At 42.2% G+C, this 24,807-nt stretch carries 23 protein-coding genes; 7 read left to right on the top strand and 16 right to left on the bottom strand.

Annotated elements, in window-relative coordinates:
- Nucleotides 1-1,018 (bottom strand): CHAT domain-containing protein (locus tag HWQ23_RS19630; protein ID WP_292831493.1); only part of this gene is annotated, 1,018 nt, incomplete at its 3' end.
- A gap of 149 nt (nucleotides 1,019-1,167) precedes the next feature.
- Entirely contained in the window at nucleotides 1,168-1,428 is a 261-nt protein-coding gene (locus tag HWQ23_RS33470; protein WP_365742032.1) for an HNH endonuclease, read from the bottom strand.
- Between the two features lie 380 nt (nucleotides 1,429-1,808).
- Here HWQ23_RS33470 and HWQ23_RS19635 point away from each other — a divergent pair, with 380 nt between their 5' ends.
- Entirely contained in the window at nucleotides 1,809-2,117 is a 309-nt protein-coding gene (locus tag HWQ23_RS19635; RefSeq protein WP_292831496.1) for a hypothetical protein, read from the top strand.
- A gap of 391 nt (nucleotides 2,118-2,508) precedes the next feature.
- Entirely contained in the window at nucleotides 2,509-4,953 is a 2,445-nt protein-coding gene (locus HWQ23_RS19640) for a two-partner secretion domain-containing protein (RefSeq protein WP_292831499.1), read from the top strand.
- On the opposite strand, the gene HWQ23_RS19645 is transcribed toward HWQ23_RS19640, so the two are convergent.
- Nucleotides 4,950-5,216, bottom strand: coding sequence for a hypothetical protein (locus HWQ23_RS19645; RefSeq protein ID WP_292831767.1), 267 nt, complete (start codon nucleotides 5,214-5,216; stop codon nucleotides 4,950-4,952). The genes HWQ23_RS19640 and HWQ23_RS19645 overlap by 4 nt on opposite strands.
- Here HWQ23_RS19645 and HWQ23_RS19650 point away from each other — a divergent pair.
- A complete protein-coding gene (locus tag HWQ23_RS19650) occupies nucleotides 5,183-5,344 on the top strand; it encodes a type II toxin-antitoxin system RelE/ParE family toxin (protein WP_292831502.1) in 162 nt (53 codons plus the stop codon). The genes HWQ23_RS19645 and HWQ23_RS19650 overlap by 34 nt on opposite strands.
- 107 nt (nucleotides 5,345-5,451) lie before the next feature.
- On the opposite strand, the gene HWQ23_RS19655 is transcribed toward HWQ23_RS19650, so the two are convergent.
- Nucleotides 5,452-6,483 (bottom strand): hypothetical protein, encoded by a 1,032-nt coding sequence (locus tag HWQ23_RS19655; protein ID WP_292831505.1) that lies wholly within the window; start codon nucleotides 6,481-6,483, stop codon nucleotides 5,452-5,454.
- Nucleotides 6,484-6,877: 394 nt separating this feature from the next.
- Here HWQ23_RS19655 and moaA point away from each other — a divergent pair, with 394 nt between their 5' ends.
- The gene (moaA, locus tag HWQ23_RS19660; protein ID WP_292831508.1) at nucleotides 6,878-7,864 is read left to right on the top strand and encodes a GTP 3',8-cyclase MoaA; all 987 of its coding nucleotides are present in this window, start codon (nucleotides 6,878-6,880) and stop codon (nucleotides 7,862-7,864) included.
- A gap of 204 nt (nucleotides 7,865-8,068) precedes the next feature.
- Here the strand turns inward: moaA and HWQ23_RS19665 are convergent, their stop codons facing one another.
- Complete coding sequence (locus tag HWQ23_RS19665) at nucleotides 8,069-8,566, bottom strand: hypothetical protein (protein ID WP_292831511.1); 498 nt, start codon at nucleotides 8,564-8,566, stop codon at nucleotides 8,069-8,071.
- 374 nt (nucleotides 8,567-8,940) lie between these two features.
- On the opposite strand from HWQ23_RS19665, the gene HWQ23_RS19670 reads away from it, so the two are divergent.
- A complete protein-coding gene (locus HWQ23_RS19670) occupies nucleotides 8,941-9,435 on the top strand; it encodes a quercetin 2,3-dioxygenase (RefSeq protein ID WP_292831514.1) in 495 nt (164 codons plus the stop codon).
- A gap of 157 nt (nucleotides 9,436-9,592) precedes the next feature.
- Here the strand turns inward: HWQ23_RS19670 and rpsD are convergent, their stop codons facing one another.
- Nucleotides 9,593-10,201: a 30S ribosomal protein S4 gene (gene rpsD / locus HWQ23_RS19675; RefSeq protein WP_292831517.1), complete on the bottom strand. Its 609-nt coding sequence runs from the start codon at nucleotides 10,199-10,201 to the stop codon at nucleotides 9,593-9,595.
- Between the two features lie 470 nt (nucleotides 10,202-10,671).
- Between rpsD and HWQ23_RS19680 the strand changes: the two genes are divergently transcribed.
- Complete coding sequence (locus tag HWQ23_RS19680) at nucleotides 10,672-11,361, top strand: hypothetical protein (protein ID WP_292831520.1); 690 nt, start codon at nucleotides 10,672-10,674, stop codon at nucleotides 11,359-11,361.
- A 581-nt stretch (nucleotides 11,362-11,942) separates the two neighbouring features.
- Here HWQ23_RS19680 and hetR read toward each other — a convergent pair.
- From hetR to HWQ23_RS19715, 7 genes are all read right to left on the bottom strand, one after another.
- On the bottom strand, nucleotides 11,943-12,842 hold the full coding sequence (hetR, locus tag HWQ23_RS19685; protein ID WP_292831523.1) for a heterocyst differentiation master regulator HetR: 900 nt from the start codon (nucleotides 12,840-12,842) through the stop codon (nucleotides 11,943-11,945).
- Between the two features lie 1,331 nt (nucleotides 12,843-14,173).
- Nucleotides 14,174-14,335 carry a hypothetical protein gene (locus tag HWQ23_RS19690; RefSeq protein WP_292831526.1) on the bottom strand — a complete coding sequence of 54 codons (162 nt, stop codon included), beginning with the start codon at nucleotides 14,333-14,335 and terminating at the stop codon, nucleotides 14,174-14,176.
- Nucleotides 14,336-14,832: 497 nt separating this feature from the next.
- Nucleotides 14,833-17,166 (bottom strand): EamA family transporter, encoded by a 2,334-nt coding sequence (locus HWQ23_RS19695; protein WP_292831529.1) that lies wholly within the window; start codon nucleotides 17,164-17,166, stop codon nucleotides 14,833-14,835.
- Nucleotides 17,167-17,831: 665 nt separating this feature from the next.
- Complete coding sequence (locus HWQ23_RS19700; RefSeq protein WP_292831532.1) at nucleotides 17,832-19,160, bottom strand: inorganic phosphate transporter; 1,329 nt, start codon at nucleotides 19,158-19,160, stop codon at nucleotides 17,832-17,834.
- Nucleotides 19,161-19,240: 80 nt separating this feature from the next.
- Complete coding sequence (locus tag HWQ23_RS19705; RefSeq protein WP_292831535.1) at nucleotides 19,241-20,287, bottom strand: zinc-dependent dehydrogenase; 1,047 nt, start codon at nucleotides 20,285-20,287, stop codon at nucleotides 19,241-19,243.
- A 50-nt stretch (nucleotides 20,288-20,337) separates the two neighbouring features.
- The gene (locus tag HWQ23_RS19710; protein ID WP_292831538.1) at nucleotides 20,338-20,886 is read right to left on the bottom strand and encodes a VapC50 family PIN domain-containing toxin; all 549 of its coding nucleotides are present in this window, start codon (nucleotides 20,884-20,886) and stop codon (nucleotides 20,338-20,340) included.
- 19 nt (nucleotides 20,887-20,905) lie between these two features.
- Nucleotides 20,906-21,343 carry a helix-turn-helix domain-containing protein gene (locus HWQ23_RS19715; RefSeq protein ID WP_292831541.1) on the bottom strand — a complete coding sequence of 146 codons (438 nt, stop codon included), beginning with the start codon at nucleotides 21,341-21,343 and terminating at the stop codon, nucleotides 20,906-20,908.
- 185 nt (nucleotides 21,344-21,528) lie between these two features.
- Between HWQ23_RS19715 and HWQ23_RS19720 the strand changes: the two genes are divergently transcribed.
- Entirely contained in the window at nucleotides 21,529-22,032 is a 504-nt protein-coding gene (locus HWQ23_RS19720; RefSeq protein WP_292831544.1) for a GNAT family N-acetyltransferase, read from the top strand.
- A 16-nt stretch (nucleotides 22,033-22,048) separates the two neighbouring features.
- Here HWQ23_RS19720 and dacB read toward each other — a convergent pair whose 3' ends face one another.
- From dacB to HWQ23_RS19735, 3 genes are all read right to left on the bottom strand, one after another.
- A complete protein-coding gene (gene dacB / locus HWQ23_RS19725; RefSeq protein ID WP_292831547.1) occupies nucleotides 22,049-23,512 on the bottom strand; it encodes a D-alanyl-D-alanine carboxypeptidase/D-alanyl-D-alanine endopeptidase in 1,464 nt (487 codons plus the stop codon).
- Between the two features lie 75 nt (nucleotides 23,513-23,587).
- Nucleotides 23,588-24,142 carry a tellurite resistance TerB family protein gene (locus HWQ23_RS19730; protein WP_292831550.1) on the bottom strand — a complete coding sequence of 185 codons (555 nt, stop codon included), beginning with the start codon at nucleotides 24,140-24,142 and terminating at the stop codon, nucleotides 23,588-23,590.
- Nucleotides 24,143-24,477: 335 nt separating this feature from the next.
- The gene (locus tag HWQ23_RS19735; RefSeq protein WP_292831553.1) at nucleotides 24,478-24,804 is read right to left on the bottom strand and encodes a hypothetical protein; all 327 of its coding nucleotides are present in this window, start codon (nucleotides 24,802-24,804) and stop codon (nucleotides 24,478-24,480) included.
- Between the last annotated feature and the right edge of the window lie 3 nt (nucleotides 24,805-24,807).

Raw genomic sequence — 24,807 nt, forward strand, 5'->3', positions numbered from 1 at the left:
GTATCCTTATTTTTTGGAAATTTAGTTTCGCACCGGGAACTAGTCTAAACTCCAGTAAAATTAATACTGATTCTAGAGGATTATCGAGCCGCGATCGCGCATGATGACTAGAATGAATTACTTGAACTTTTTGTATCAGTTGACGATAGTTGCTGACACTAGCTTCTTGACTACCTTTTAAACGTTGATTATCAGGAATATCATACAAATTTGCTAGTTGTTCTCCTTCCCAACTAGCGTAAGGTAAATCTTCAGTAGCATCTTCAACAATACCGTAGTTCATAAGACTACTGACTGAGGGACGGTTGTGACAAAATTCTAAAATTTGGCAGCTAGGAACGTAACGAATCAAAAATTTATCTCCAAGATATTGACTTTCTGCTATTGGTAAAGCACCAAAAGGAATTAGATGTAATGCTAGATGAGGAATAAGAATCAATTCATCAATATTTTTCAGATGTTGTGCAATTAAACCATTTAACTTTAAGACTTCAGCTAGTTCTGCTATTAAAAAAATAAATTGCTCTTTCCAAGTATCTTTGTGATGAACATATTGCCCTAACCAGTGAGTTAAAATCGATGATTGTAAAGTTTCAAATCCCAATTCCGTACAAGTGTGCAAAGTAATTTGATTCTGCCGGATGATAAAGATATGGGTGTCATTCGAGGTAGTATAAAAGCTCAGAATAGCTGTTGTAGGTACTTTAATTAGCTGCTGTATCGATGACAAATTCATGGGACTTACTTGAATTTGACCAGCCAGAACAGGATCTAGACGGCGCATTTGTTCCCAAATTTGCTGTTTTTCAGCTTCCAAATCTGCAATAGTTTCGTTATAAGCTTCGAGAGCAGCGCGATTCTGTGGGCTTTTACCGAGGTTATTATCATCCAATTTACTACTATTATAAGCGTGTCTTGGTTCATTATCAATTTGCCGTTGTATAGCTTCAAAATCATGTAAATACTGTTGAATTTCAGCAGGAATTTCACCATCTGAGTAAAGGTCATTACTTGCCATTAAATCTACGAGTCGTTTTGAGCGAGAACGTTCGACATATTCAACAGCTTTATTCAGTTGTTTATTATCTCATTTAGCCGGATGCTTACACCCATGACGATATCTAAAAGTTGTCGAGGGATCTTTTGACAAAATTCAACTAAATGCTATTAGTAAGTTTTATTTATAAACTCAAAAGTATTTTTGAGGTGTGGAGGAAACAGACTGTTCCCACGGGAATTATTGCAAGTAAAACAAGCCAAACGTAAGTTCGAGAGACTATTACATCCACCCAGGCTCTTAGGAACTAAGTGTTCAATGGTTCTTTCCGAATTGGTCATTTGCTTGCTACACCAGCAACAGCAGTTACCATACATTTGTAATAATTGGTGTCTCTTGCTACGCCTAGAGGCTGGAGACATATTAGCCATAATTTAACTGCCTGAGTATCAAGGTTTGAAGGTGTTCACTTGTTTAACAGGCCAGTACTAAAAAATGACGCAGAGTTTTTGATTGCGTTGCAAAAATGCAAAAAGCAGATGCGGAGAATTAGCGATGTCCAAAGATAATCCGCTACGTGTCTACGCATTGATAGAGTATATTCTACTTCGTTGGAGGAATCTGTTCAAAAGTTTCTGGAGTCATTGCAATACGGTTCGGTAAAGCCCGTGAAACCCAACGTTTTAAGCGCTAACAGCACTGTTTTGGTAAATCCAGCAGTAAAATATTAAGTTTTGTGACAGTAGCCGAAATTCTTTTTAGCCAAACTGAATCAACAATTGTACACATCCAGTAGGAAATGGAAACAGTCATGAACCCTGAAACATTACAACAGTTACAAGACGAGATTCAACAGAAACTGCTTGAAAGCGTTAATAACGCTGGCTTATACACAGTACTTGAGAAGTACGGAGTATTAGAAGATAGAGCTTTGATAGTTCAGTGGCAGTGCAATCTTAACCTAAATAAAATCAAATCTGGTGATGCAGTTGATCAACAGCAACCTAATGAATTATTGCAAGCAAACTCAGAAGGCACAGGAGAGGGAATTGTGCTAATGCAAAATTCATGGTGTGTCCCTTGCCCTTCAAATGGCAACCCTCTTGGCTGTAACTGCTAAATAATTTAGTCTTCGGACTGTATTTATAAACAAGAGGGGTAAAGTGTATCCCTTGCCCTTCAACTGGCAACCCTTTCGGCTGTAACTGCTAAATAATTTAGTCTTCGGACTGTAAAAGACCATTTATTAAAGTAAATCTAAGGAAACTAACTTGGGTGCGCTGGTTCACCGGTTGCTACAACTCTTTTGACTACAGCAACGCACTGGCTCCCCAAGAGGAATTTTATTTTTACTTTATAAATGACCTCTAAAGAGTTTATTCTAGTGAGTATAAAAATGCTGAACTTTGCATTTACTAGTTAGGCTACAGAGATAATCTCAAGTATCACTATACCTAACTAGCAAGGAGCAGTATTTAAATATACTTTTATTTTTTGGGTGCAAGTTTGTCATGTCTCGATACCGAAGCAGTTGGTACTGGGAGTTAGGGATAGTGAGTACTTTAGCAATTGCTGGAGTGCTCACTTTCTTTGAGAGTTTTGCCTTAGCCCAAATACAAAAGGATGGCACACTTGGATCTGAAAGCTCAATCATTACACCAAAGCTAATCAATGGTCAGCCTATAGACCAGATAGATGGTGGGGCAGTTCGTGGTACAAACTTGTTCCACAGCTTTGAACAGTTTTCCGTTCCTGCGGGAAGCACAGCCTACTTTAACAATCCAATAGATATTCAAAACATCATCAGTCGGGTGAGTGGCAATTCTATTTCTAATATAGATGGCATTCTGAAAGCTAACGGCACAGCCAACCTGTTTCTGATTAATCCTAACGGGATTGTTTTTGGGCGCAATGCTTCTTTAAATATCGGCGGTTCATTTGTGGCTACTACGGCGAATAGCTTGAACTTTGCTGATGGTACAAAGTTTAGTGCTACATCTGGTCAAACTACACCCCTGCTGACAGTAAGTGTTCCCATTGGTTTACAATTCGGAACAACTGCGGCTCCCATCCGCAATCAATCCCAAGCAAAACCAGATGGCGCAGTTAATATCTTTGGAGAAGGGGTTGGTCTACAGGTGCAGCAAGGCAAAACCTTGGCACTTATAGGCGGTGATATCACGCTAGATGGGGGAAATATCACAGCAAAGGATGGAAGCGTTGAGTTAGGAAGCGTCGGTGGTAATAGTTTGGTCAGTTTAAGTCCAACGAACCAAGGTTGGGCATTTGGATATGAAGGTGTTCAAAATTTCCAGAACATCGAATTAATTAAATCGAACCAAATTTCATCCACCATCGATACTCATGGAGACAGTGGCGGGAATATCCAGATGCAAGGCAGGAATGTGCGGATAGCTGGCAGCTTCCTAATGCTAGTTTATCCCTTGCAAGATCAGTCAGGGGGGAATGTGACACTGAACGCCTCAGACTCTGTAGTAGTTGAGCAAAATGCACAACTGTTTACTCAGAGTTTCTCCACCGGAGGCTCTGGAAACATAAATGTCACTACTAAAAAGTTTGTCGTCAGAGGTGGAGCACAATTGCAGGGGCAATTGACCATAAACGCCTCAGATTCCGTGGAACTAATCGGCGGCACCTCCGTTCGTCAGCAAGATGGTAGTGATTTAATATCCAGTGGATTATTTAGTGCAACTTATGGCGATAAAAACGCTGGCAGCATCACAATTAACACTAGAAACTTGCGTATCCAAGGAGGGGCAAAAATATCAACAACCTCTGAGAGCATATATGGTTATTTTTCTAACGAACTTATACCAGCTACAGGAAAAGCAGGAAATTTGATGGTGAACGCCTCTGAGTCTGTAGAACTAATAGGAACCTCACCAAATGGTTCTAGGATCAGTGGCTTGTTTTCTGGAACTGAAGGGCCTGGAGATGGCGGCAATTTGACGCTAACCACAGAGCGATTGATCATCCAGAATGGGGCTGCAATATCTGTGAGCAGCCAAGCTCGAAAAAATGTAATCTCTGACGGAGATCCAAATAAGTTAGGACAAGCAGGCGAAATAAATATAACTGCTCGCTCTATACTTCTGGACAACAAAGGAAAACTCACAGCTGAAAACGAGTCAGGTCGAGGCGGGAATATTACGCTACAGGCGCGGGATTTATTAGTGATGCGCCGTGAAAGTCAAATAACCACTAACGCAGGTACAACAAGGCTTAGTGGAAATGGCGGTAATATCACCATTAAAGCACCTAATGGCTTCCTCGTCGCTCCTCCCTTGGAAAATAGCGATATCACTGCCAATGCCTTCTCTGGCTCTGGTGGTAAAATCACAATCACCGCTAAGAACATCTTTGGGTTTGTGCCCCACACTCGTGCAGAGGTAGAGAGACTTGATGCAAAGGAAATCAACCCGAATAACCTGCCAACAAATGACATCACCGCATTTTCTCAGCAAAACCCTTTATTAAGTGGCACTGTACAAATCAACTCACCAGATGTTGACCCCAGTAAAGGATTAGTGCAATTACCCATAAATCTGGTTGATGCTTCGCAGCAAATTGTTGCTAGTTGTAATACTGGTGGAAAAATAGCCAGGAGTTCATTTATTGCTACTGGGCGTGGAGGACTAGCACCCGATCCCACAGAGCCATTGATAGCTGATGATGCGGTGCTAGCAGATTGGATTACACTGGAGCCAGAGAGTAAGAATCGTGCTAGCGGTATTCAAAAAAGAGTGGTTGTTCACAAGCAGCGAAACACAGAAGAAAACTCACACAAAGTTAATTTTGTCAATGAACCTACTGAAATTGTGGAAGCCCAAGGATGGGTAATGGATGCCAATGGGAACGTGGTTTTGGTTGCTCAAGTACCTACTGCGTCGCCCCATAACTCCTCACTCGTCGCTACATCTTGCGCTGCTAATTAGAATTTGAGATATGGTGCTTTTAACATGGCTGGTGTTAAACCCCCCATCCCTAAAACCTCAGTGAGAGCATTGCTTTCTCGCCCTGCAATAAATTGCGGGCTAATAGCTAAAGTACGTTGAAACGCACTAAAATTAAAGGAATTAAGATGGATTGGGGCTGATGGGTTATACCATTTCTTTGTGAGGCTGCGCCAAATTTTCTTTCTTTCTTTGTGTCCTGTTTCCCAGCATGGGGCGTAAGAGGTCTGAGCTTTTACCTTCATTGCGGAGCTTTTCAGTTGATGATTATTTAATATTTTATCGCCCAATTGAAACTAGAATTGAAGTTCTGCGAGTGGTTAGTGGCTATCGTGATTTAGATGCGCTTTTTGATCAGCCAGACAATGAGTAAATGTCATATTGATGACCTACAAACCCAAACTTTATCCCCAGTGAGGGGAAAGAGGAGAGCAGGGGAAGCAGGGCGAGAATAATTCTTCACTCCGCATTCCCTATTCCCTAACTCGTTTCCTGAATTTGCAAACGAATAGTGTGTTCAGTCGCACCACTAAGTTGCAACTCCATGATTTCACCACCCAGAGGTTCCAAGCATGTGAGGAGCGATCGCAAGTTGGGTGTACTTGCGCCAGTATCCACATATAATCGATCTGCTAAATTACCGATCCGTTTCCAAGTCATGTACAATTTAGCGATCGTTTGTTCAATCTGCGATGCTTGATTTACCAAGTCAGCAGCAATGCTCAAACAGCCGACTCTTTGCGCTTCTTCTAAGGCTGTTTCAATATCAACATCTTCCTTCGTCAGCGCCTGAACTTGAGCCGCCCCTTTGAGATATTTGGCCAAGTTACGCGCTTCGGTAGTTACCTGTTTGAGGGTATCCACATCAGGGTTAGCAGCAATTTCTTTTTGGATAAACTTTTGGTGCGATTCTGGCAGTTTTTCCATTTCCTTCACCAGTGGGGCGATGTAGCGTGGGGGAAGAGTGTTATCTGCTGCTTTTTCCTTGACTGCTTCCGGTAATAAATCTGAGGACATGGCTGTCCATTCATCGCTGAGTTGACGCACTTCCCGCCTGGTGATGCGATCGCCTTTTTGTGCAGCTTCACTCACCATCTGTTGGACTTGGGGCGATGCTTTGGAGGTTTCAACAAAAGCCCGTTTGCTGAAGTTGTTCACAGTTGCGGGGTCAAGTTTACCGTCTTCGATGAGAGTATCGGCACTATTGGCCAGTTGAATCCAGGCATAAGCTTGACTTTTGCTGATTTCCCGCTCTTTTAGCCATCGCAGAAAGCCAGTACCGCGTCCGTCACCACCGACTTTCTCTCTGTCGCGGATCGCCCGTAAAATTCGCCCCCGCCAGATTTCAGTTTGCAAATCAAAGCGATCGCATACCTGCCAAGCTATTTCTAGCTGCTGTTGAAAATCTGACTCTAGAATCTGTTCATCTTCTGGATCGGGCAGTTCAAAGCTGATATCTGCCGGCTGTAGTAAAGCAGCAGCAAGGTTGTTGATGGAGTCGGTGTCTTGCACGATTGATGACTAACTAGTGGATGCGATCGGCTTATTATGCCACAATCTGTAGACTCTTACTTAAGAGGGAGTACGGTATTTTGAGTTACAACAAATATAGTAGGAAGGCTTGACACTCCCCGGCGTAAACGCACGGGGATTCTTCTATCTACAAAACAGCTTGCTCTGACAGGATTGCTCCAATTAGAGTAGAGGTCGATTCTCCAGAAGCGTTACTTGCGTCTAGCGCAAAGGTTCCGGTATGCCCTACCGTACCCAAGCCACAAGTTAGGAAGCAATTAGCATAAAAATACAATTATATTGCCGTCCTGGAAGGACGGGGTTTTAGACCCATCTTTTCGGTAAACCATCTTTGTAAAGTCTTTAATTTATCAGAGACAATAAAAATAAAACGATGAATCAGGTAGACTACCTCCGCATAAGCTTAATCGATCGCTGCAATTTTCGTTGTCAGTACTGTATGCCAGAGGGAGTAGAACTAGACTATATTCTCAAGCAACAGCTGTTAACTGATGAGGAACTACTCACCTTAATTCAAGAAGTATTTATTCCAGTAGGCTTTAATCGGTTTCGTTTAACTGGGGGTGAACCATTATTGCGTCCGCGTGTGGTGGATTTGGTAAGCGCGATCGCAACTCTCCCCCAAACTCAAGACCTCTCAATGACTACCAACGCTTTTTTGCTGGCTCCGATGGCACAAAACCTCTACAATGCTGGTCTGCGACGAATTAATATTAGTCTGGACTCTCTTGATCCCGACATTTTTGATCAAATCATCGGTAATCAGGGGCGTTCTCGTTGGCAACAAGTTTGGCAGGGGATTCAAGCTGCCCATCAGGTCGGATTCGACCCCCTGAAGCTGAATGTGGTGGTGATTCCTGGTGTTAACGACCACGAAGTTCTAGATTTAGCCGCCCTGACAATTGACAAACAGTGGCACGTTCGATTTATTGAATTTATGCCCATTGGTAATGTGCATTTGTTTGGCGATCGCGGTTGGGTATCTTCAGCCGATTTACGAGGACAAATTCGCGATCGCTGGGGCTTGACAGAATCCCAAGTTCGTGGTGCTGGCCCTGCTGATGTCTTTCAAATTCCCGGTGCGAAGGGGACACTAGGATTTATTAGTCAGATGTCGGAATGTTTTTGCGATCGTTGTAACCGGATGCGCCTGAGTGCCGATGGCTGGCTGCGTCCATGTTTATTAAATGAAACTGGTCAAATAGATTTAAAAACTGCTTTGCGTTCTGGTGTCAGCACCGCTCAATTACAAGAGCAGGTGAGTAGTTTACTCGCAAATAAGCCAGAAATTAACTTTAAAGGGCGTGATTCTGGCATTTTAGGTGCATATACTCGCACAATGTCGCAAATCGGCGGATAGTCATTGGTCATACTCAATCAAAGGCTGAAAATCTCTTCCTGTATGGGGTATCAAATTATAGATTTGCTCACTATGCCTGCGGTGGTCACTGAGCTTTGCCGTTCGCGCAGCGTCTCGTAGAGAAGTGCGGACTACGCCTACGCTAGGATTGATTCAAAATTGGTGAAAAAGGTTCTTGCTAAAAATCTCCAATTTGCTGCAAAACTACAAAATACTTGGCCAGGATAGAGTCAGTAGCATGATTAAATTACTTGACCAAAACAAAAGCAGCAGCCATAAGACACTACTAATTATCCTGAAGTTCCCTCGCTCGACGAAATCAGTACTTTTGATGAATTGCTGCTCGTGCCAAAGTTGCCAAACTCGAAATGCAGTGTAAAGTGTACCAATAATTACCACTAGACTTGGCAACCAAATACTGACTATTTGTTCAGTGACAATTTGGATAATCAGAACTAGCAAGTATAAGCCAAATATTTTGCGAATTTCAGGATACTTAAACCAAATAACAAACGTAATTGTAGGAACAATAAGCCCAATAGCGATCGCTAACAAGATCCAGACTCGAATAAATCTCAGTCCAGCATCGCTATAGTTAATCATTTGACTAATTGGTAATATTCCAATTGAGGTTAGCCAACCCACAAGTATTACTACTAGAGTTGCCAGTACCATAAAGAGGAATGTCGTTTTCCAAGTCATTAATTGTTTGTTCCACTAAGCAATTGAGCTTCAAAGTTCAACGAACGTCGGTTAGAATTTGACTTTAGACAAAAGAGGTAATAGCTTTTATTAAATCTCTGCCTACTGATGGTGTTATCGAGCCATTATCCCAAGATATTGTAGTGCCATTGAGTCAGCAAAGATTAAAAATAAAGAAATAATTTGAGCGAACGCTTTAAATTGAATCATTTTTAGCATTAAAGGTAAGTGTCCTACTTCTTTTCTGTACCAACAATCGTAGTCAGCCCATTGGAGCTTAATTACTGGACTTTTTAATCATAGCTAGGCTGTGTTTTGTTGATTTGTGCAAGCGGCGCAATCTGTTTGTCATAAAACTCAGGAGATGATTGAAAATGACAATTAATTATGGAATATTATTGCAACCAGGTGAAGATGATAGTTATTCAGTAGCAGGCGATGTAACCACCTTTAAAGTTACGAGCGAACAAACAGATGGCAAATATGCACTGTTTGAAGTAGTACTTGCACCCCAATTAGGGCCGCCGCCACATATTCATAGTAGAGAAGATGAAGCATTCTATATTCAAGAGGGTTCGATTGAGTTTTATCTTGATGAACAAACAGTTGTAGCAACTTCTGGAACATTCTTGCATTCTCCCAAAGGCCAACTCCATAGTTTTAAAAATATTGGTTCTGTACCAGCCAAAATGCTGATTTGGGCTACTCCAGGTGGACTAGAAAAGTTTTTTGCACAAGTCGGAACTAAAGTAGAAAATTCGTCAGTTCCACCGTTACCCATAACTCAAGATGTCATTGACCGGATATTAGCAACTGCTCCTGAATATGGAATTACAATTGTTCTTCCTGAAGCTGATAATTCTCCATAAAATTGTGGCTTTGATTCAATACCGAAAATAATTGGATATTTGGCAGGGCAAGAAGTAAAAATTCTTCATCTCAATTAAAAAGTGTGAGCAGAGGTTTCGTTTCTTCTGCTCACACTTTGGGACTTGCCCTTTGCAAATAACTAAGGACAAATGACTATTACGCTTGTCGTGAGTAGTATTCCACCACAAGTAATTCGTTAACTTGTAGTGCCACCCATTCCCGCTCAATAACGCTGTTGACTCTACCAACCAACTTATTTTTGTCAAACTCCAAATGACTGGGGAGGTTGGCCAAACCGGGATATTGCAAGTTAGCTTCCACCAACTTCCGGGATTGTGCCCGATCCCTGACCGCAATTACTTCTCCAGGACGGCATTGGTAGCTGGCAATATTCACCACACGACCGTTAACAGTTACGTGACCGTGATTTACCAGTTGACGAGCCGATGGAATAGTCGGGGCTATACCCAAGCGGAAAACGGTATTATCCAACCGCATTTCTAGCAATTGCAGCAGCACTTGTCCGGTAGAACCAGTAACACGTCTGGCTTTCCGCACATAGCGGAGCAATTGCTTTTCAGTCAAACCGTAGTTGAAGCGGAGCTTTTGCTTTTCCTCTAGACGGATAGCATACTCAGAGCGCTTCTTGCGGTTCTGACCATGCATACCAGGTGGGTAAGCGCGTCTGGCGCTTTTACGAGTCAATCCTGGTAAGTCGCCCAAGCGACGGACAATTCTGAGGCGTGGCCCTCTATATCGGGACATGAGTTTCCTTAATCTAATCCTGTTTAAACTTTACCCAAACATTCCATTTTGACATTCCACTGATTAAAAATCAGGGGATTCTTGGTTTTTTTGAGGCTGCTTGCCTTGGTATGACGTATCCTACCAATGTAGAGGCATCAATTGCGCCAGTTGCTTGAAGTCGGTACCGACGCACTGGCTTCCAAGCCTGAATTCCGACCTGTCACGCCGTACTCCTGCCAATAGGTTTTTTGTGTTTATTTAGTTTCGTAGGCTACTCAATCATCAGATTGGTTTACGCAGTATTCTTACTCTGAAATACTTTTTACGTTGCCTACTTATCTTTCAAACAGTTATATTAGCACAATTTTCGACATAACATAAATAATTATGTCTATACTTTACTACCGCCGAAATTCTTTGATTGCAGAGGACTTTAAAATAATATTTGAGTTAGCATAACCTTGGGTGTTTGGAGAATCGCAATATTAATGAGCAAAAAAGTGGTTAGCAAAGGTAAGAACAAACAAGGCAGTTCCACCTCCAGGATTTTAATAGTACCAGTTTTGGCTATAGCTGGATGGTTGACAACAATCTTGCCTAATGTGGCTGTTGCTGCCTCTTACAGGAATGATTATAGTGTCTGTGCGGGTCGCCTTTTGAGCGTGGGTGTAACGGCAGAAGCTGCATCACAAGGTTGTGCAAAGGCACTGCGTCCAAGAGATTTGGCTGCTTGCGTGGTTAACATTGAGAAGCAGACACAAATTGCCGCGACAGATGCGCTTCCTTATTGTGGGAGAGCTAGGCGTCCTGAGGAGTTAGCTACCTGTGTAGTCGGCGTCAGTTCTAGTACTCAGGAAGCAGTTAATCCAGCAGCTTTAGATTACTGTGGTCGTAGTTTGTTGCCCGTGCGCTTTGGTCAGTGTGTGGTTGGCTTCCGTAGTAGTAAAATCGACCTTCCCCCCACCCAGATATTGGAAACTTGTATCGATGCTAGTGACAGCGTTATCGGCGCTTCATCTTCGTCTACACCGCAGAATATAATTCCTGCGGGATCAAGTCCAAGTTTTGAGACTACCCCAGTTCCAACGCAGCAGCTTGTTCCAACGCAGCCGCTTGTTCCAACGCAGCCGCTTGTTCCAACGCAGCCGCTTGTTCCCGCGCAACCCGGCACTAATTAAATTCCAGTGCTTTGTAATTGACTGAAAATACAGGATAGAGTTGGCTATTAGCCAACTCTATTCAAGCACTACCAAAAAATAAATCATTCGTCAAAATATTAAGAATTTTAAATACAATAACGATGTTTATTTTTATCGCTAGTTTAGCTAGATATATTTATCTGGCTACAAAACCATCACTTAACATTGAGCCGAAAGGTTTACCTACCCTGACTCCAGCCATTTTTTAATTCGTTGAACTCACGTTAATACCCAAGCTACTGTAGACTATTCATATAAAACTTCGCATAATTGCCCTTTGCTTGCAAATTATGTAAACTAAATACTCACAATACAAAAGTCACAAGCAGTTTTGTGACTTTTGTACTACTAGTACAGTTTTATAGTGTAAATAGACCAGGCATACCTCTACTCTTTAGCAAGGGACAAAACCAGTGAAAAGCTTACTTTTTAAGCTTTTTGAATTTTTAATTTTGCGTAGCGGTACTAGTACAGCTTGGCAAAAATCCAGCTACCATCTCAATTAACTAGACAATTGATAAAGCTTTTTGTTAAAGGTAGCAAACTTCCGCCACAGTGTACTAGTCTTCTTTTTCGCCAAAAGCCGTCTGTAAAACTACTGCAATACCTCCGTCTTGGTGATATTTATCTGCCCAGGCACGGATGACTTCATCTAATTCTTCCATAGCCTGCTCCATTTTTTCTGGGAGGATATCAAGTTCTTCCAGCAAGCGCATGGCATTTCGTCGCCGTTCTGCCCAATTTTTCATCATGCGGAAATACTGAGCCGTATCTTCCACCATGATGTAAGTGCGTTCTTGATCGTCTGCTGGGGCATAAAAAGGACGGGTAAGAGCGTAGAAGGGCATTCCCCAAGGAGAATCAACGCGTGTTACCGTGCCTGAGTAGAGTAGACGGCGCTTGATATGCTCACCCAAAGCTTCACTCAATGGCATTTGGTGTTCGGGTGGCAAATCTTCTTGCGATCGCCTGTGCAAAAACTCAATCAAATCCAGAAACTCAAAAGAGCTAACTAACTGGGCATCAGGTAGATTACTTGGCAGTTTCTGCTCAATTTGTCTTTTTTCTTCGCTTGTCAGACTACTACCAGGAACGCGCGATCGCCCCGGTTGCCAAGGATACTTTTCTAGCCAGACATAAGGCAATTGAATCAGATAACGCGGTTCCTGAGAACCCAGCATCTTTAACAGTTTGCCTTCTGTTAGCGCCTGTCTGACTTCTTCTACAATAATTTTTACGCGTTTTGGCTCTAGGTGGTGCAAATGCCCTGTCATCCGCAGGTTTTGTCCCTGCTCCAAATAGGTCATGTAAATTGCACACTTTGCTGCTGTTGCGGCTGCGTCTAAAAATGCCCCATGCCTGTGCCCACTCGTCCGCATGGCACTAAAAGCCAGATAAAGCATGATCTGATCCATCGCACTGGGGTCAAGACGTTTGATCAGATCTATGTCGTTACTCATATTACAGACAATTGAATAGCACGTTTACAAAATTTTTAATCGAGTGAGAATAGGTAGTATACACCTGGCCTAAGGCAATATCTTCACGTTCAGACTATATTAGTATGCGATAACTATGAGATATGTGGTAGCCCAAACTACCATTCTCATATTTTTTCTGGTACACAAGCAGATTCGGTGGTTATTACTATAACTGTCTCTGCATCTGTCCGGAAAATTACAGACATTACCAAGTCAATCTTGACGGCGGTTTACATCCCAAAAATCAACTGTGTTGCAATTAATCTACAAAGCCTTTCAGTTATCTGGGGTTTTTCTCATCTTTCAAGAGCAACAACGTCAAGCTGCTTACACCTAATTATGGCACTATGCCCACTCGGAGTAAAAACTAGTTTGCGCGGTTCATTTGCGATATCTGTTACTCGAAAAAGATGGTTGTTTCCAGCTTTGGCAAATTATTTGTAGCACACAGGTGACTAGAAATAATTGGGAGTGGTCTAAAAAGAAATCGCTTACCAGGTGTAGCCACATTCAGAGGTTGAGCCACACGGCTCGTTGTGAACTCTCATCCCGTTCACGACCTCCAGTGATGTCTCAGCAGTATCAGCCGTTGGCTTGAGGGAAGATAGGAGACATCAAGTAGAGCAATTAATTCCAATTTCAAAATACCTGCTGTTTTTTCAAATCTCGTTATTTATCATATCATTATTTTTGAAATTGGGCATAAGCTTAATGTATTTTAAAGTTGATTAACCATGCGTATTTAAATACTTTCTATTCTGGTTAAATCAAGGTTTGATGATATTTCCAAGTCTCCTTCTAAATCCAAGTCTTATTTATCCTTTTGTATTGATCATTGGACACAGAAACCCGCGATTCAGTCTGAATTAATCGCATAGCCATCAGGCTTTGTTGATCGTGCCAATAACCTCAAGATTGGTTACTAGCCATAGATATAATAAAACACATTGGATTCCATCTGATGATTATTTCGAGATTTTTTGTCAATGAATTTATATTTTTTTCATGAAAGAATTTTGTAGTTTCATGATTAAACTAATTCATTGGCTACTTTCAAGTATGTTTTTACCTCGCTGTTTTAGATATTTGAAGGACTTAAATTGCCTAGATAGTTTGTTGGTATAAAAGGAGAAGAATCCGCAGTAGGCTAAGATATAAGCTTCTTTCTCTGGGCATTTGGCCGATCGCAGGCCAATTTGACTAGTAGAGAACGACAAAAATAAACATACCATCTCACTAAACACAAAAGCATGGAAATGAGGAATTTTGAATTCCGCCTTACTTGCAGGAGTTTTAGTAGGATAAAGGTATTAGCTCTTTGACAGGCGATCGCTCCATATATTCATGTAGCTAGAATAGTCTCCCACGCTGAAAAAACGGGTTACTCTAAACATTTGTGCTACTTGTTCATCTCCTAGTTCCAAAATGTGCTGCAATGGTCTTAACTCCTTGCCAATCTCCTCTGTGAGCAATAACTCGTCCTCAATTGCTTGAATTTGTATTACTCATACTGCTTATATATACGTGTTTTCCCTACCTGTATCAGGCTAAATCCATAAAAATATATTACAAGTCAAGTTATATACTCGTAGGGGCACAGTAATGCTCATAGGTGTCATACTTAAGCCCAAGCGAATGGAATTCGCGGCTACACAGGCAAAGTCCGCCTCCGCGGACTAAGAAAAAATTGAGGGTTGAAACCCACGGAGGTGGGTTTTGCTTGTGTAGATGCGGTTTCTAACCGCCCTTCCACTTAAGTTGACTATGTGTTGCATCGCATCCATAGACGTGTAACGGCTTCAAGCAGGGTAGGAGAACTGCTATACATATAGAAATTTAGTATCTAAATATATGGAATACCTGCGATCGCATTAGTTTGGAGAAGCTACAAGTGGGCGTCAGGATTGATCCCCAGAGTGATGGGAGGTAAAGTGGCTCCCATCACACCTAAACTGGTTGAACTCGCCATTTAATTGGTGGGATTAGAGGGTTTAACCTGATTTCGCATTGTTTCAAAGCTGAAAGCAGCCGCACCAAAGGTTACTAACAACACTCCCAGAATTTGCACAATAGCCAAGTTTTCTTGAATGATAAACCCAGCGAAAATCACGGTTAAAACTGGGATAGTACCACCGATCAGCGCCGATCGTGAGGCACCTAGTTTACTAATACCAACATTGTTGAGCAAATATCCGGCAAGAGTCAGCACACCCAAAATAAATGCGCTTAAAACCAGTTCCAGCATTTTAGAGGGGTCAACTGCCAAGTTCCAGCTGCTTGGTAAAGGTAGCATCAAACAGATAAAACTCAACACCAACATGGTAGCGAAGTTAATTAAAGTAAAAGTCACGGGATGCAGTTTGCTAGCACAAACCCGTGTCAGAATTATGTAGGCAGCAAAAGCCACACCCGAAAGAATGGCGGTACTGCTTCCCATTGAAGTATTACCCATACCGATGCTGCCAGAACCCCCTAAAACTAACAATTCACCACAGCAAATAGCGGCGATCGCACTGATGCGGAATATCGTAGGGCGATCCCGAAACAGAAACCACGATAATAGACCAGTAACCATCGGATAGACAAAGAACAGTGCGATCGCCATTCCAGTTGTGACTTGAGCGATCGCAATGTATATGAGCACCTGAGACAAAAACAAAAAGCCCCCACTCACAATCGACAACAGCAAAATCTGCTTGCTAGCTGCATTCGCAGGTGTGGGATTTCCTCGGACTGAATTAGTCAAGTTTTCTAAGTCTTGCCACAAAGCTGGATGCAGTATAGGAGACAACAGTACCATCAGTGGTACTACTACCATAAACCGGAGAGTCAAAATTAATAGAGTATTGCCCAAAGTCGGCGGCAGCAAGCGCTCTACTTCTAATACTCCAAAAATCTGGGAACCTTCGTGGAAAATTATCTTGATGGCTACGTTGTAAAGCGACGATACGACTGCCGCTAAGACAATCAACAATAAACCGATTTGGCTCGGCGATAAGCCAGATGAATTACGCGATCGCGATTGTGGGGATTTTGCTTCCGGCTGCGGCTCTAGCGGAGGGGTCGATGAGGATTTAGCTTTGCTCTGCGATACGTTCCTGCGGAGGAGAGAAATTGATTCAGCAGCGTTTCTCTTTAAAGAAGGTGGCATTGCTCCCGGCTGTGGGACAGATGCAGGCGGAGGCTCTGATGTCGTTTCGTTTTCCGCTAAGTCCTTATTGAGGACAGAAATTGGTTCGGTGGCATTGTCCTTTGGTGGCGGAACTACAGCAGGCGGCGGCTGTGATCTTGTTTCCCTTTGCGACAAGTCCTTGCTGGGGACAGAAATTGGGTTCGCGGCGTTTTCTCTAACAATCGGCGGCTGTGATGTCGTTTCCCTTTGCGACAAGTCCTTGCTGGGGACAGAAATTGGGTTCGCGCCGTTTTCTCTAACAACCGGCGGCTGTGATCTTGTTTCCCTTTGGGACAAGTCTTTGCTAGGGACAGAAATTAGGTTCGCGGCGTTTTCTTTAACAACCGGCGGCTGTGATGTCGTTTCCCTTGGTGAAAATTTATTAGCGATCGGGGAAATTGGCTCAGAAGAATTTCTTACTACTTCCCCAGACTGTGGCGGTGATGTCTCAAAAGAACTGTTTTTTTCTGGCTCCGTAAACTGCAAAACAGTAGGTGTACTTGCTGTTGCTGGTTTGCGTGAAGCTGCTTCTATAGTTTTTTCTAGTTCTCCATGCAGGCGATTAACAAACTCCGCCAAAATCGTTTCCCCTTGTTGCTGCTGGCTGTACATCCGTGACAACTGTTGGGAAAGATTACTTTGATAATTCTTCAGTTCCTGTTGCAGCGAGTTAAAGGTAACAGTAACGGTGTCATCCAGGCTGTCAAACATGTGTTCGACTTTTTCATTGATTTCACCTACTACATTGCTGCTGACTTCAGCAGACTTCAGCGCAGCTTGTTCGTAGGATTCGCCCTCTATGGTTTGGTTAGCTAAAGTTGCCAGAGAGGATTGCAGTTGTGAAGATATATGCTTTGCCAGAACTTCTGCCAGTTGACGAATTAACACTTGCTGCTCAGTGATTTGGCGCACTTGTTGTAAATGCTCTTTTTCCTCTACCAAGCTTTGAATGTCATCAGATAACCGATTTTTTTCTGACTGAAGGCGTTTTACGTCTTCCTGCAACCCTCTGAGGACATTCTGCTGAAGATTTTCTAAGTCTTCAACTACAGCCCAAAGAGCATTTTCTGCTGCTCTGGATAGCTCGCCCCTGACTCGCGGGTTTTCTGGTTGCTTCTCGAATCGCCCCATTAGCTTCTAACCTCTAACACGTTGACGATAAAGCTGCTTCCGATACACTTTATTGGCGCTCATCCTAATTTCCTGTATTTTGTCAGATAAATTAAAAATTTTAACAGCACTTCCGCATTTCAACGTAATTCTGTCATACTAGACACAGGTTGGTAAAGCATCAAATTTGCTCCACCGCTCAAAAGAGCGTGTTCTCTTCAGCATTGACAAGTATTTGGACAGTTTAATTTAGATTAACTATTTGCCAATAAGATTTTTATTTTTCATAAAATCTCACTCCAAATAAATATTTATTGTTTTCCTGACAATAGTAATTATTTAAAGATTTGCAGATGCTGGGTGTAGGCGCATTCGCAAAGCGTCTCCTTGGCGCAGCCTCTCGTAGAGAAGAGTTGCGATTTGTCCCCAGACATCGCCACAAAATTGTCTGACTTGCGAAACTAGCTGTAAATTCCTGCCAAATGTAACTTGCGTGACAGTTTATATATCTAAATAGAGATTAAAGTATCTTTCTGTGGAAATTCCAAGTTACGCTATCCCCTGCACACATTCTAATGAATCAGCAGCAATTCTGCAAAAACACGCTTTTTTGGCGTTGTTGCAGTCTAGGTTTTACTTTTGAGTAGATGCACTACAGGAAAAACTTAGGAAAATATTAATAATTCTTAGAAGAATAAAATCCGGGCGATGCTAAAGAGGGCAGCGCTAAGGACAGCACTCACGGGGATTGTAATTAGCCATGCGGCGGCAATGCCTTTTAGTGTTTTGAACTTGATCGAGTTGATGTTTTGCACTAGTCCAATACCAACTACACCGCCGACGAGAGCGTGGGAGGTGGAGACTGGTAAACCTAGCCGGGAAGCGATGAGGATGGTGGTAGCCGTAGCAAGTTCGGCACAAAATCCACTGCTAGGTTGCAAGGCAATAATATTTTCGCCAATAGTGGCGATAACTTTTTTACCCCAGACAGCTAAACCACCAACAATACCAGCACCACCAAGGATTAAAATCCAAATGGGGATAGTGATCCCATCTGTAGGTACGCTACCAGTGCGATTGATGTAAACGATCGCAGCTAAAGGAGCGATCGCATTTCCCACATCATTAGAACCATGAGCAAAGGCGACAAAGCAAGCACTTAGTAGTTGGAATCGACCGAATAATCTTTCTACGGGATTAGGGAATGGGGAGTGGGGAGTGGGGAGTGGGGAAGGTGGGGCCCCCTCTGGGGATAAGGGGTAATGGGGATTGAGAAGTAGTTCTCCCTCATCTCGCCTCTGTCCTAACTGTCGCCAACTAATTATTGTGAGTCCAACTGCTGCTACTGCACCGATTAACAGTGGAATGTCGTAAGCAGGGATGTTGAAACCAAGCTCAATTACAAAATTGGTTAGCGGTTGAGTCAGTGATGGTAATACAATCACGCCAAATACACCTAGCAGTAGAGTACTCAACCAGGGAATCCATTCTTGTAACTGCACTACTTGATTTGGTTGATCCAAAATCCAGTGCTTGATTTGACTGTAGAATAAAGCAGCGATCGCACCACTAATTAACGGCGTTAAAATCCAGCCAATGGTGATTAATTTAATTGATGACCAATCAATTGCATCTACTCCCAAAGCTACCCAACTAAATCCAGCGATCGCACCAACAACCGCATGAGAAGATGAGACTGGTAAACCGCGTGATGTGGCAATTTGCAACCACACACCACAAGAAATTAGTACTGTTACCATCCCAACAACGAATATTTGGGGTGTAGCTGCGAATAAAGCCGGATTAGCAATTTTCGTCGCTAAAGTTTCCGTTACCTCATGTCCAAACAATACAGCACCCGTAAACTCTAATACCCCAGCAATAATTAGTGCCTGTTTGAGGGTAACAGCTTTGGAACCTACAGAGGTTCCCATTGCGTTAGCAACATCGTTTGCTCCGAGATTCCAGGCGACGTAGAAAGCTAGTAGAGCGACTGCAACTAGGGTAATAAGCATTTTGTTTGGGCTAGCAGGAAGATGAGAGAGATGAGGGAGTAGGGGGAGAAAAATTGCTTCCTCATCCCCCTCATCTCCCTTTATGGATAAATTAAGATTTTATAAGTATCCGGTGTGGGTGCGATCGCAACTTCGACAGCTGCTGATAAATCTTTTAATGGATAGCGATCGCTAATTAACGCTTTCACGTCTATCCTCTGATTAAATACAATATCAGCTGATAGATTCTGAAGCCGATAAGATGAGCTATAACTGCCTATCAAGTCAATTTCTCGACGGTAGAGGATATTGGGATTAATGGGAATTTCCAACTCATCGGGGAATTCCGCGAAAAACAAGATTTTGCCACCTTTGCGAGTACTATCAAGTGCTTGAAAGAAAGCTTTCTCACTAGGAACAGCCAGCAGGGTAACATCAACACCCAATCCACCAGTTAGGGCATGAATTTTTGCTAGTAAATCGGGATCACGAGCATCAAAAGCCGCCTCTGCACCGACACTCAAGGCTTTTTCAATTCTAGAGGGTAGTAAATCGGTAGCGATCGCTTTTGCTCCAAAATACTTCACCAACATAATGAACATTAACCCAATTGGCCCAGCACCAGTAACTAACACAGTTTGTCCTGGAGCAATTTGAGCTTTTTTCACAGCTTTCAAGCAGCAGTTAGTTGGTTCTACAAAACTCGCTTCTTCAAAACTGATATTATCAGGGATGGGAATTAGCCCACCATTTTCCACAATATGTCCCGGAACCTTGACATAATCAGCAAAACCGCCGCCACTGGCGTTAAAACCTGCGGTTGTGGAGATGTTTTTGTAGACATCGCACATGGAGAAATTATCATTTAGGCAGTAGGCGCAACGCATACAGGGGATGTGGTGCATCACCGCTACTCGTTGTCCAACTTGCCAACCTTTAACATCATTGCCTAATGCTGCGATCGTGCCGGCAGTTTCATGTCCAAAAATGCGCGGCGGTTCATACAGTGGATAACGAATTTTTTTAATATCTGACTGACACAACCCCACAACCTGCACCTGTACCAGCACTTCATCTGGTTCTAGGATTGGAACTGGGATATCTTCGTAAGACAGTTGATTAACGCCTCTAAATACCTGTGCTTTCACGTTGGTTTTCCCCGATCGATGTTATTAGATGTAACATTTAGTGGTTCAGGTTAGGTTATGAAAGTGCGGATTTTTTCAGAAAATTTTGGTATCTGGTTACTCAGCTTATCTAGTAATTCGACAACAGTCCGAGGATTTCTTTTATAGTTTTGAGATTGTTTCAGCAATATCTGAACCATTGTTTTAGGATATTGTTCAAATAGATCACAAAGGAAATCATCTGGTGACTGTGCTCTTACATTCCAATAGTTTAAATCTTGATCCTGAAAGTCTTTAATATTTCTGGTAACAATAATCTCCGCTTTAGCAACTACAGCAGCAGCAATAACATGACGATCTTTAGGATGATTTGTCATTAATTCTTCCAGCTGTATAGGTACTTCAATCATCGCTTCGGGAAAAGCTGCTTTCATGACCGTTTCTAAATTTCTCGCTCCCTCATTTGACATGTATCCTTTATTGATCAGATTTCCTATTGCTTCATCTAAGATTTTTTGTGACCAATAATGTACATACAAACCAGCCTCAACTGTAGAAAGTAAGCTGTCTCGTAGGTACATTGGAAACAAAACACAAGCATCTAAGATTACATTAGGCATAATAATTTGAGTATTTTAATTATTCTTCATAATCATAAAGTCCAGCTTCTTGACTCATTTCTATTAGTTCCTGTAACAATTGTCTACGTTTAGTATCCCTTTGCTGTTTATATTTGATTAAATCCTCAAATTTCACGCGTCTATGAGTTCCTACCATAATGTAAGGAAGCTCACCCTGCTCTAATAATTTAATCAGATAGGGACGTGATACATTCAACAAATCAGCCGCTTGTTGTGTTGTCAGTTCGGGATTATGTGTAACTATGGATACATTTTTACCTGATGCCATTGCCTGCACTACTTGGCGTAATACACGAAATACAGAATCAGGAATAGTCATTTCTTCGCCGTTTGCTGCGACTAATTTCAGTTGACTATTTTCCTGATTGAGTATTTGTTCAAGTTGCTTAATGGCTTCAGCTTCAGCTTCTGTAATAATACTGGAATCAGTAGGCATTTGGTTAGATAGGAAGGTATTCATCAAGAGGGTTAGCTTGGTATTTTATTTTGATTGTATTACACAAACGCAATAAACGAAAATTGGATATAAAATGAAAAAGAGGGGGAAGAGAACCCCATACTTATCCGTAACGCTATATTATTTTTGAATATTTTCTGAAGATTTTCTCCGAGACGCTAGCAATGACTATTCGCCATGCCACTGAAACTGACTTGCCTGCAATTGTGGCAATTTATAATGCTGCAATTCCTAGCCGCATAGCAACTGCTGATTTAGAGGCAGTATCTGTGGAAAGTCGTCTTCCTTGGTTTAAGGCGCGATCGCCTTCACAACGCCCACTTTGGGTAATCGAAGTAGAGGGAGTAATTGCTGGATGGCTGAGTTTCCAATCCTTTTATGGGCGGCCCGCCTATAGTAAGACTGCCGAAATTAGTATTTACATAGCCCCTGGCTTCCATCGATGTGGTTTGGGACGACAACTATTAGCACAAGCAATTAGTGAAAGTCCTAGTTTGGGTTTAAAGACTCTACTATGCTTTATTTTTGCCCACAATCAACCCAGTTTAAAACTTTTTGAAACATTTGGTTTTCAACACTGGGGACATTTACCTAAAGTTGGTGAAATTGACAGCGTTGAACGGGACTTAGTAATCATGGGACTCAAAATTACTAAACCTGTTGTTTAATTTTATGGCAATAATATTAACAACGCTGCAACTGTGTTAACAACACAACAATTTCATCAATTGCCTGGCGCACAACTATTGCAGGTTGTTCCGATTGATTCACGATAATACTAAAAACCAACGGCTCATATTTAGGCGCATTTAGATATCCAGATAGAGAAACTACACCAGTTAACGTACCTGTTTTTGCTTGGACAATGCCCTCAGCAGGTGTATCTTGAAAGCGACCTTTCAAGGTTCCACTTTTACCAGCCACAGGTAAAGATGCGCGATATATATATGCTGTTGGTGTTCTTGCTATTCCTCGCAAAGTTTGTACAAAAGCTTCTGGTGTCACTAAGTCACGACGTGATAAACCCGAACCATCCACTAAAATATAATTTGCTGGATCAACTCCCAATTGAGTTAAACTCGCTTTCACAACTTCCAAACCGACATCAGCGCTAGTCTGATTTTTCACTCTGGTTTTTTTCACAGCTAATGCTCTCAGAAGTGCTTCAGCATAAAGATTATTACTATTCTGAAGAGTTTCCATTAATAATTCAGATAAAGGTGGCGACTCTACAAATGCTATTTCCTGTTGATTAACACCACCACTTATTACTAATGTTTGTCCCAAGCTAATTTTTTCTGTTGCCAAAGCAGTACGGAAGCGTCGTAAGAAGTAATAATCAGGGTCAACTACAGGTAAATCTATTAAAGACGGTTCAGAATTCGTTGTCAGTTGTCCTTGAATTCGTAATACTGTTCCTGATAATTCGCGGGTAACGTTAACGTAGGTTGGTTGATTTTGGGCAACGGTTACAGACTGATTAATTATCCGCCACTGTTTCGCCTCGCCAGCATCAATCCACACCACTTGTAAAGATTTACCTACAGCCTGCGGTACAAGTTTTAAGCTAAAAATATTTTGATTTAGAATAAAGCTGCTGACTGGTGCGCCATAGTCTGACTGCACATCTTCCAATTGCCAGGTTGGGTTAACAATATCCCCTTGAATATAACTATCATCAGCTATCAAGCGCTGAATTTGAGTAATACCTTTCTGTTTTAGCTGCTGTGCTAATGTTTGCAGTTGAGTATCACTTAAACTGGGATCTCCCCTACCAACAACACGTAAAACACCATTGCCATTCTGATAAATTGAGGTGCGAATCCGAAAATTAGCACCCAACTGCTGCAATGCAGCTGCTGTTGTCAGCAACTTGAGGTTAGACGCAGGAGTAAAATATTTCTGAGCATCCCGACTGTAAAGAGTTTGCCCCCTTAACAAGGGTTGTACCAAAATTCCCCAGCGCCCCCGACTAAATAAGGGACGATTGATTACAGCATCTACAGCTGTTCCCAGTTGGGTAGAGCAAATTGATTTTGTGGTAGTTGTTGGTGCAACTGGGGTTTGTGCTTTAGCTGCTGGCTGGGTAACACCAATTTGAGTACCCAGAAACACCAGCATCAAGCTAAGAGAAATTTTCCTGCTCATCACATAGTGCGTAAAACTACTTGATGATAATACCTTGGTGTGGCATTTTTTTAACGTCAGTTCGACAGGAGGAAATTAACGCTTTGCTTTTGTTTTTCCTTTTTGTTCTACCTCCTCTTCTTCCTCTTCCTCATCTTCCCCGTCTTCCTCTTCCTCTTCTTCCTCTTCTTCCTCTTCCTCTTCTTCCTCTTCTGCCCCGAATACTTCGTCTATGAGTTCTTGTGCTCGCTTGTCTGAAATTTTCAAGGCTTCCTGAAGCTCAGAGATATAATCCTGTTCTGCTTCCGGTACTTCCTCATCAATCCCTACCACTAAGATAGCGGTGGTGTATGCAGCTTCGCGATAACTTTTATTCGGTAAGGATTCGATCGCTTGCTTCATTAAAACTTCAGCTTCTTCTTCTTCTAGTAAGCTGAGGACTTTTTGGGTCAACTCTTCATAGTCTTCATCAGAGAAATCTTCAAATTGGGAAACCGCACCCAGCATTTCACTCAAACCGTATTGTTCTTCTATGGTTATACCATCACCATCAGCAGCTGCGGAAAAGAGTCCTATAACTGCGATCGCAACTTCTGGTTCTAGAGCAACTGAACTAGCGCTACGGCCTTTGGGCAACTTGCGTTTAGACATAATTATCCTCTAAAAGTTACGTGATATTTCAGGAAGTCATACCTTGCGGTTTTTAATGCTTCCTCAATATAGGATTCCCAAAATAATGCGGAAATATACATTGGGATGAATATTTGTTCATAAAAAATACGCAGAGAATATATTCGTCTGCGTATCAAAACGGTTAAGTTGCCTTAAGCGATCGAGGTTTTTAGTACTTTGACCTCACTCCAAACCTCTCTCCTAAAAGGAGAGAGGCTTTGAGGCTTACTCCCCTTCCCTTGCAGCTGTATTAGACTCAATCAAATACAAACTGCTATAATCCCGTCTTTACAAGAGTTCTATCATTTCTCTACTTACTTCTTATCTCTAGGATAATATTGGCGCTTAGTTATCAGCAAACCTATGCTAATAAAAAATAATGTAGCGAAGAAACTCAACAATAAAGATGTGTAAAAGGCATGGGGTGGGTTCTTGGGAGATATCAGAGATATCTTGATTTTGTCGATGTGTTGGACGATTACACCAGAGATAATCGCACCACCGCCAAAGCCTATACCTAATATTTGGATTGTGTGTTCTAGGGAGCGATGTCTAAGACGGGCTACACCTACGCGTTCGGCTTGTTCTATTTCGACTATGCCGCGAATTGAGCCTACAGCCGTCCAAATAATTATGCTCATCCA

This window comes from Nostoc sp. JL33 (assembly GCF_017114985.1).
Taxonomy (GTDB): Bacteria; Cyanobacteriota; Cyanobacteriia; order Cyanobacteriales; family Nostocaceae; genus Nostoc.

Excerpts from the sequence above, each read along its gene's own strand:
- HWQ23_RS33470 (WP_365742032.1), bottom strand. The coding sequence starts at position 1,428 with ATGGCTAATATGTCTCCAGCCTCTAGGCGTAGCAAGAGACACCAATTA.
- HWQ23_RS19635 (WP_292831496.1), top strand. The coding sequence starts at position 1,809 with ATGAACCCTGAAACATTACAACAGTTACAAGACGAGATTCAACAGAAA.
- HWQ23_RS19640 (WP_292831499.1), top strand. The coding sequence starts at position 2,509 with ATGTCTCGATACCGAAGCAGTTGGTACTGGGAGTTAGGGATAGTGAGT.
- HWQ23_RS19650 (WP_292831502.1), top strand. The coding sequence starts at position 5,183 with ATGGGGCGTAAGAGGTCTGAGCTTTTACCTTCATTGCGGAGCTTTTCA.
- HWQ23_RS19645 (WP_292831767.1), bottom strand. The coding sequence starts at position 5,216 with ATGAAGGTAAAAGCTCAGACCTCTTACGCCCCATGCTGGGAAACAGGA.
- moaA (WP_292831508.1), top strand. The coding sequence starts at position 6,878 with ATGAATCAGGTAGACTACCTCCGCATAAGCTTAATCGATCGCTGCAAT.
- HWQ23_RS19665 (WP_292831511.1), bottom strand. The coding sequence starts at position 8,566 with ATGACTTGGAAAACGACATTCCTCTTTATGGTACTGGCAACTCTAGTA.
- HWQ23_RS19670 (WP_292831514.1), top strand. The coding sequence starts at position 8,941 with ATGACAATTAATTATGGAATATTATTGCAACCAGGTGAAGATGATAGT.
- rpsD (WP_292831517.1), bottom strand. The coding sequence starts at position 10,201 with ATGTCCCGATATAGAGGGCCACGCCTCAGAATTGTCCGTCGCTTGGGC.
- HWQ23_RS19680 (WP_292831520.1), top strand. The coding sequence starts at position 10,672 with ATGAGCAAAAAAGTGGTTAGCAAAGGTAAGAACAAACAAGGCAGTTCC.
- hetR (WP_292831523.1), bottom strand. The coding sequence starts at position 12,842 with ATGAGTAACGACATAGATCTGATCAAACGTCTTGACCCCAGTGCGATG.
- HWQ23_RS19695 (WP_292831529.1), bottom strand. The coding sequence starts at position 17,166 with ATGGGGCGATTCGAGAAGCAACCAGAAAACCCGCGAGTCAGGGGCGAG.
- HWQ23_RS19700 (WP_292831532.1), bottom strand. The coding sequence starts at position 19,160 with ATGCTTATTACCCTAGTTGCAGTCGCTCTACTAGCTTTCTACGTCGCC.
- HWQ23_RS19710 (WP_292831538.1), bottom strand. The coding sequence starts at position 20,886 with ATGCCTAATGTAATCTTAGATGCTTGTGTTTTGTTTCCAATGTACCTA.
- HWQ23_RS19715 (WP_292831541.1), bottom strand. The coding sequence starts at position 21,343 with ATGCCTACTGATTCCAGTATTATTACAGAAGCTGAAGCTGAAGCCATT.
- HWQ23_RS19720 (WP_292831544.1), top strand. The coding sequence starts at position 21,529 with ATGACTATTCGCCATGCCACTGAAACTGACTTGCCTGCAATTGTGGCA.
- dacB (WP_292831547.1), bottom strand. The coding sequence starts at position 23,512 with ATGAGCAGGAAAATTTCTCTTAGCTTGATGCTGGTGTTTCTGGGTACT.
- HWQ23_RS19730 (WP_292831550.1), bottom strand. The coding sequence starts at position 24,142 with ATGTCTAAACGCAAGTTGCCCAAAGGCCGTAGCGCTAGTTCAGTTGCT.
- HWQ23_RS19735 (WP_292831553.1), bottom strand. The coding sequence starts at position 24,804 with ATGAGCATAATTATTTGGACGGCTGTAGGCTCAATTCGCGGCATAGTC.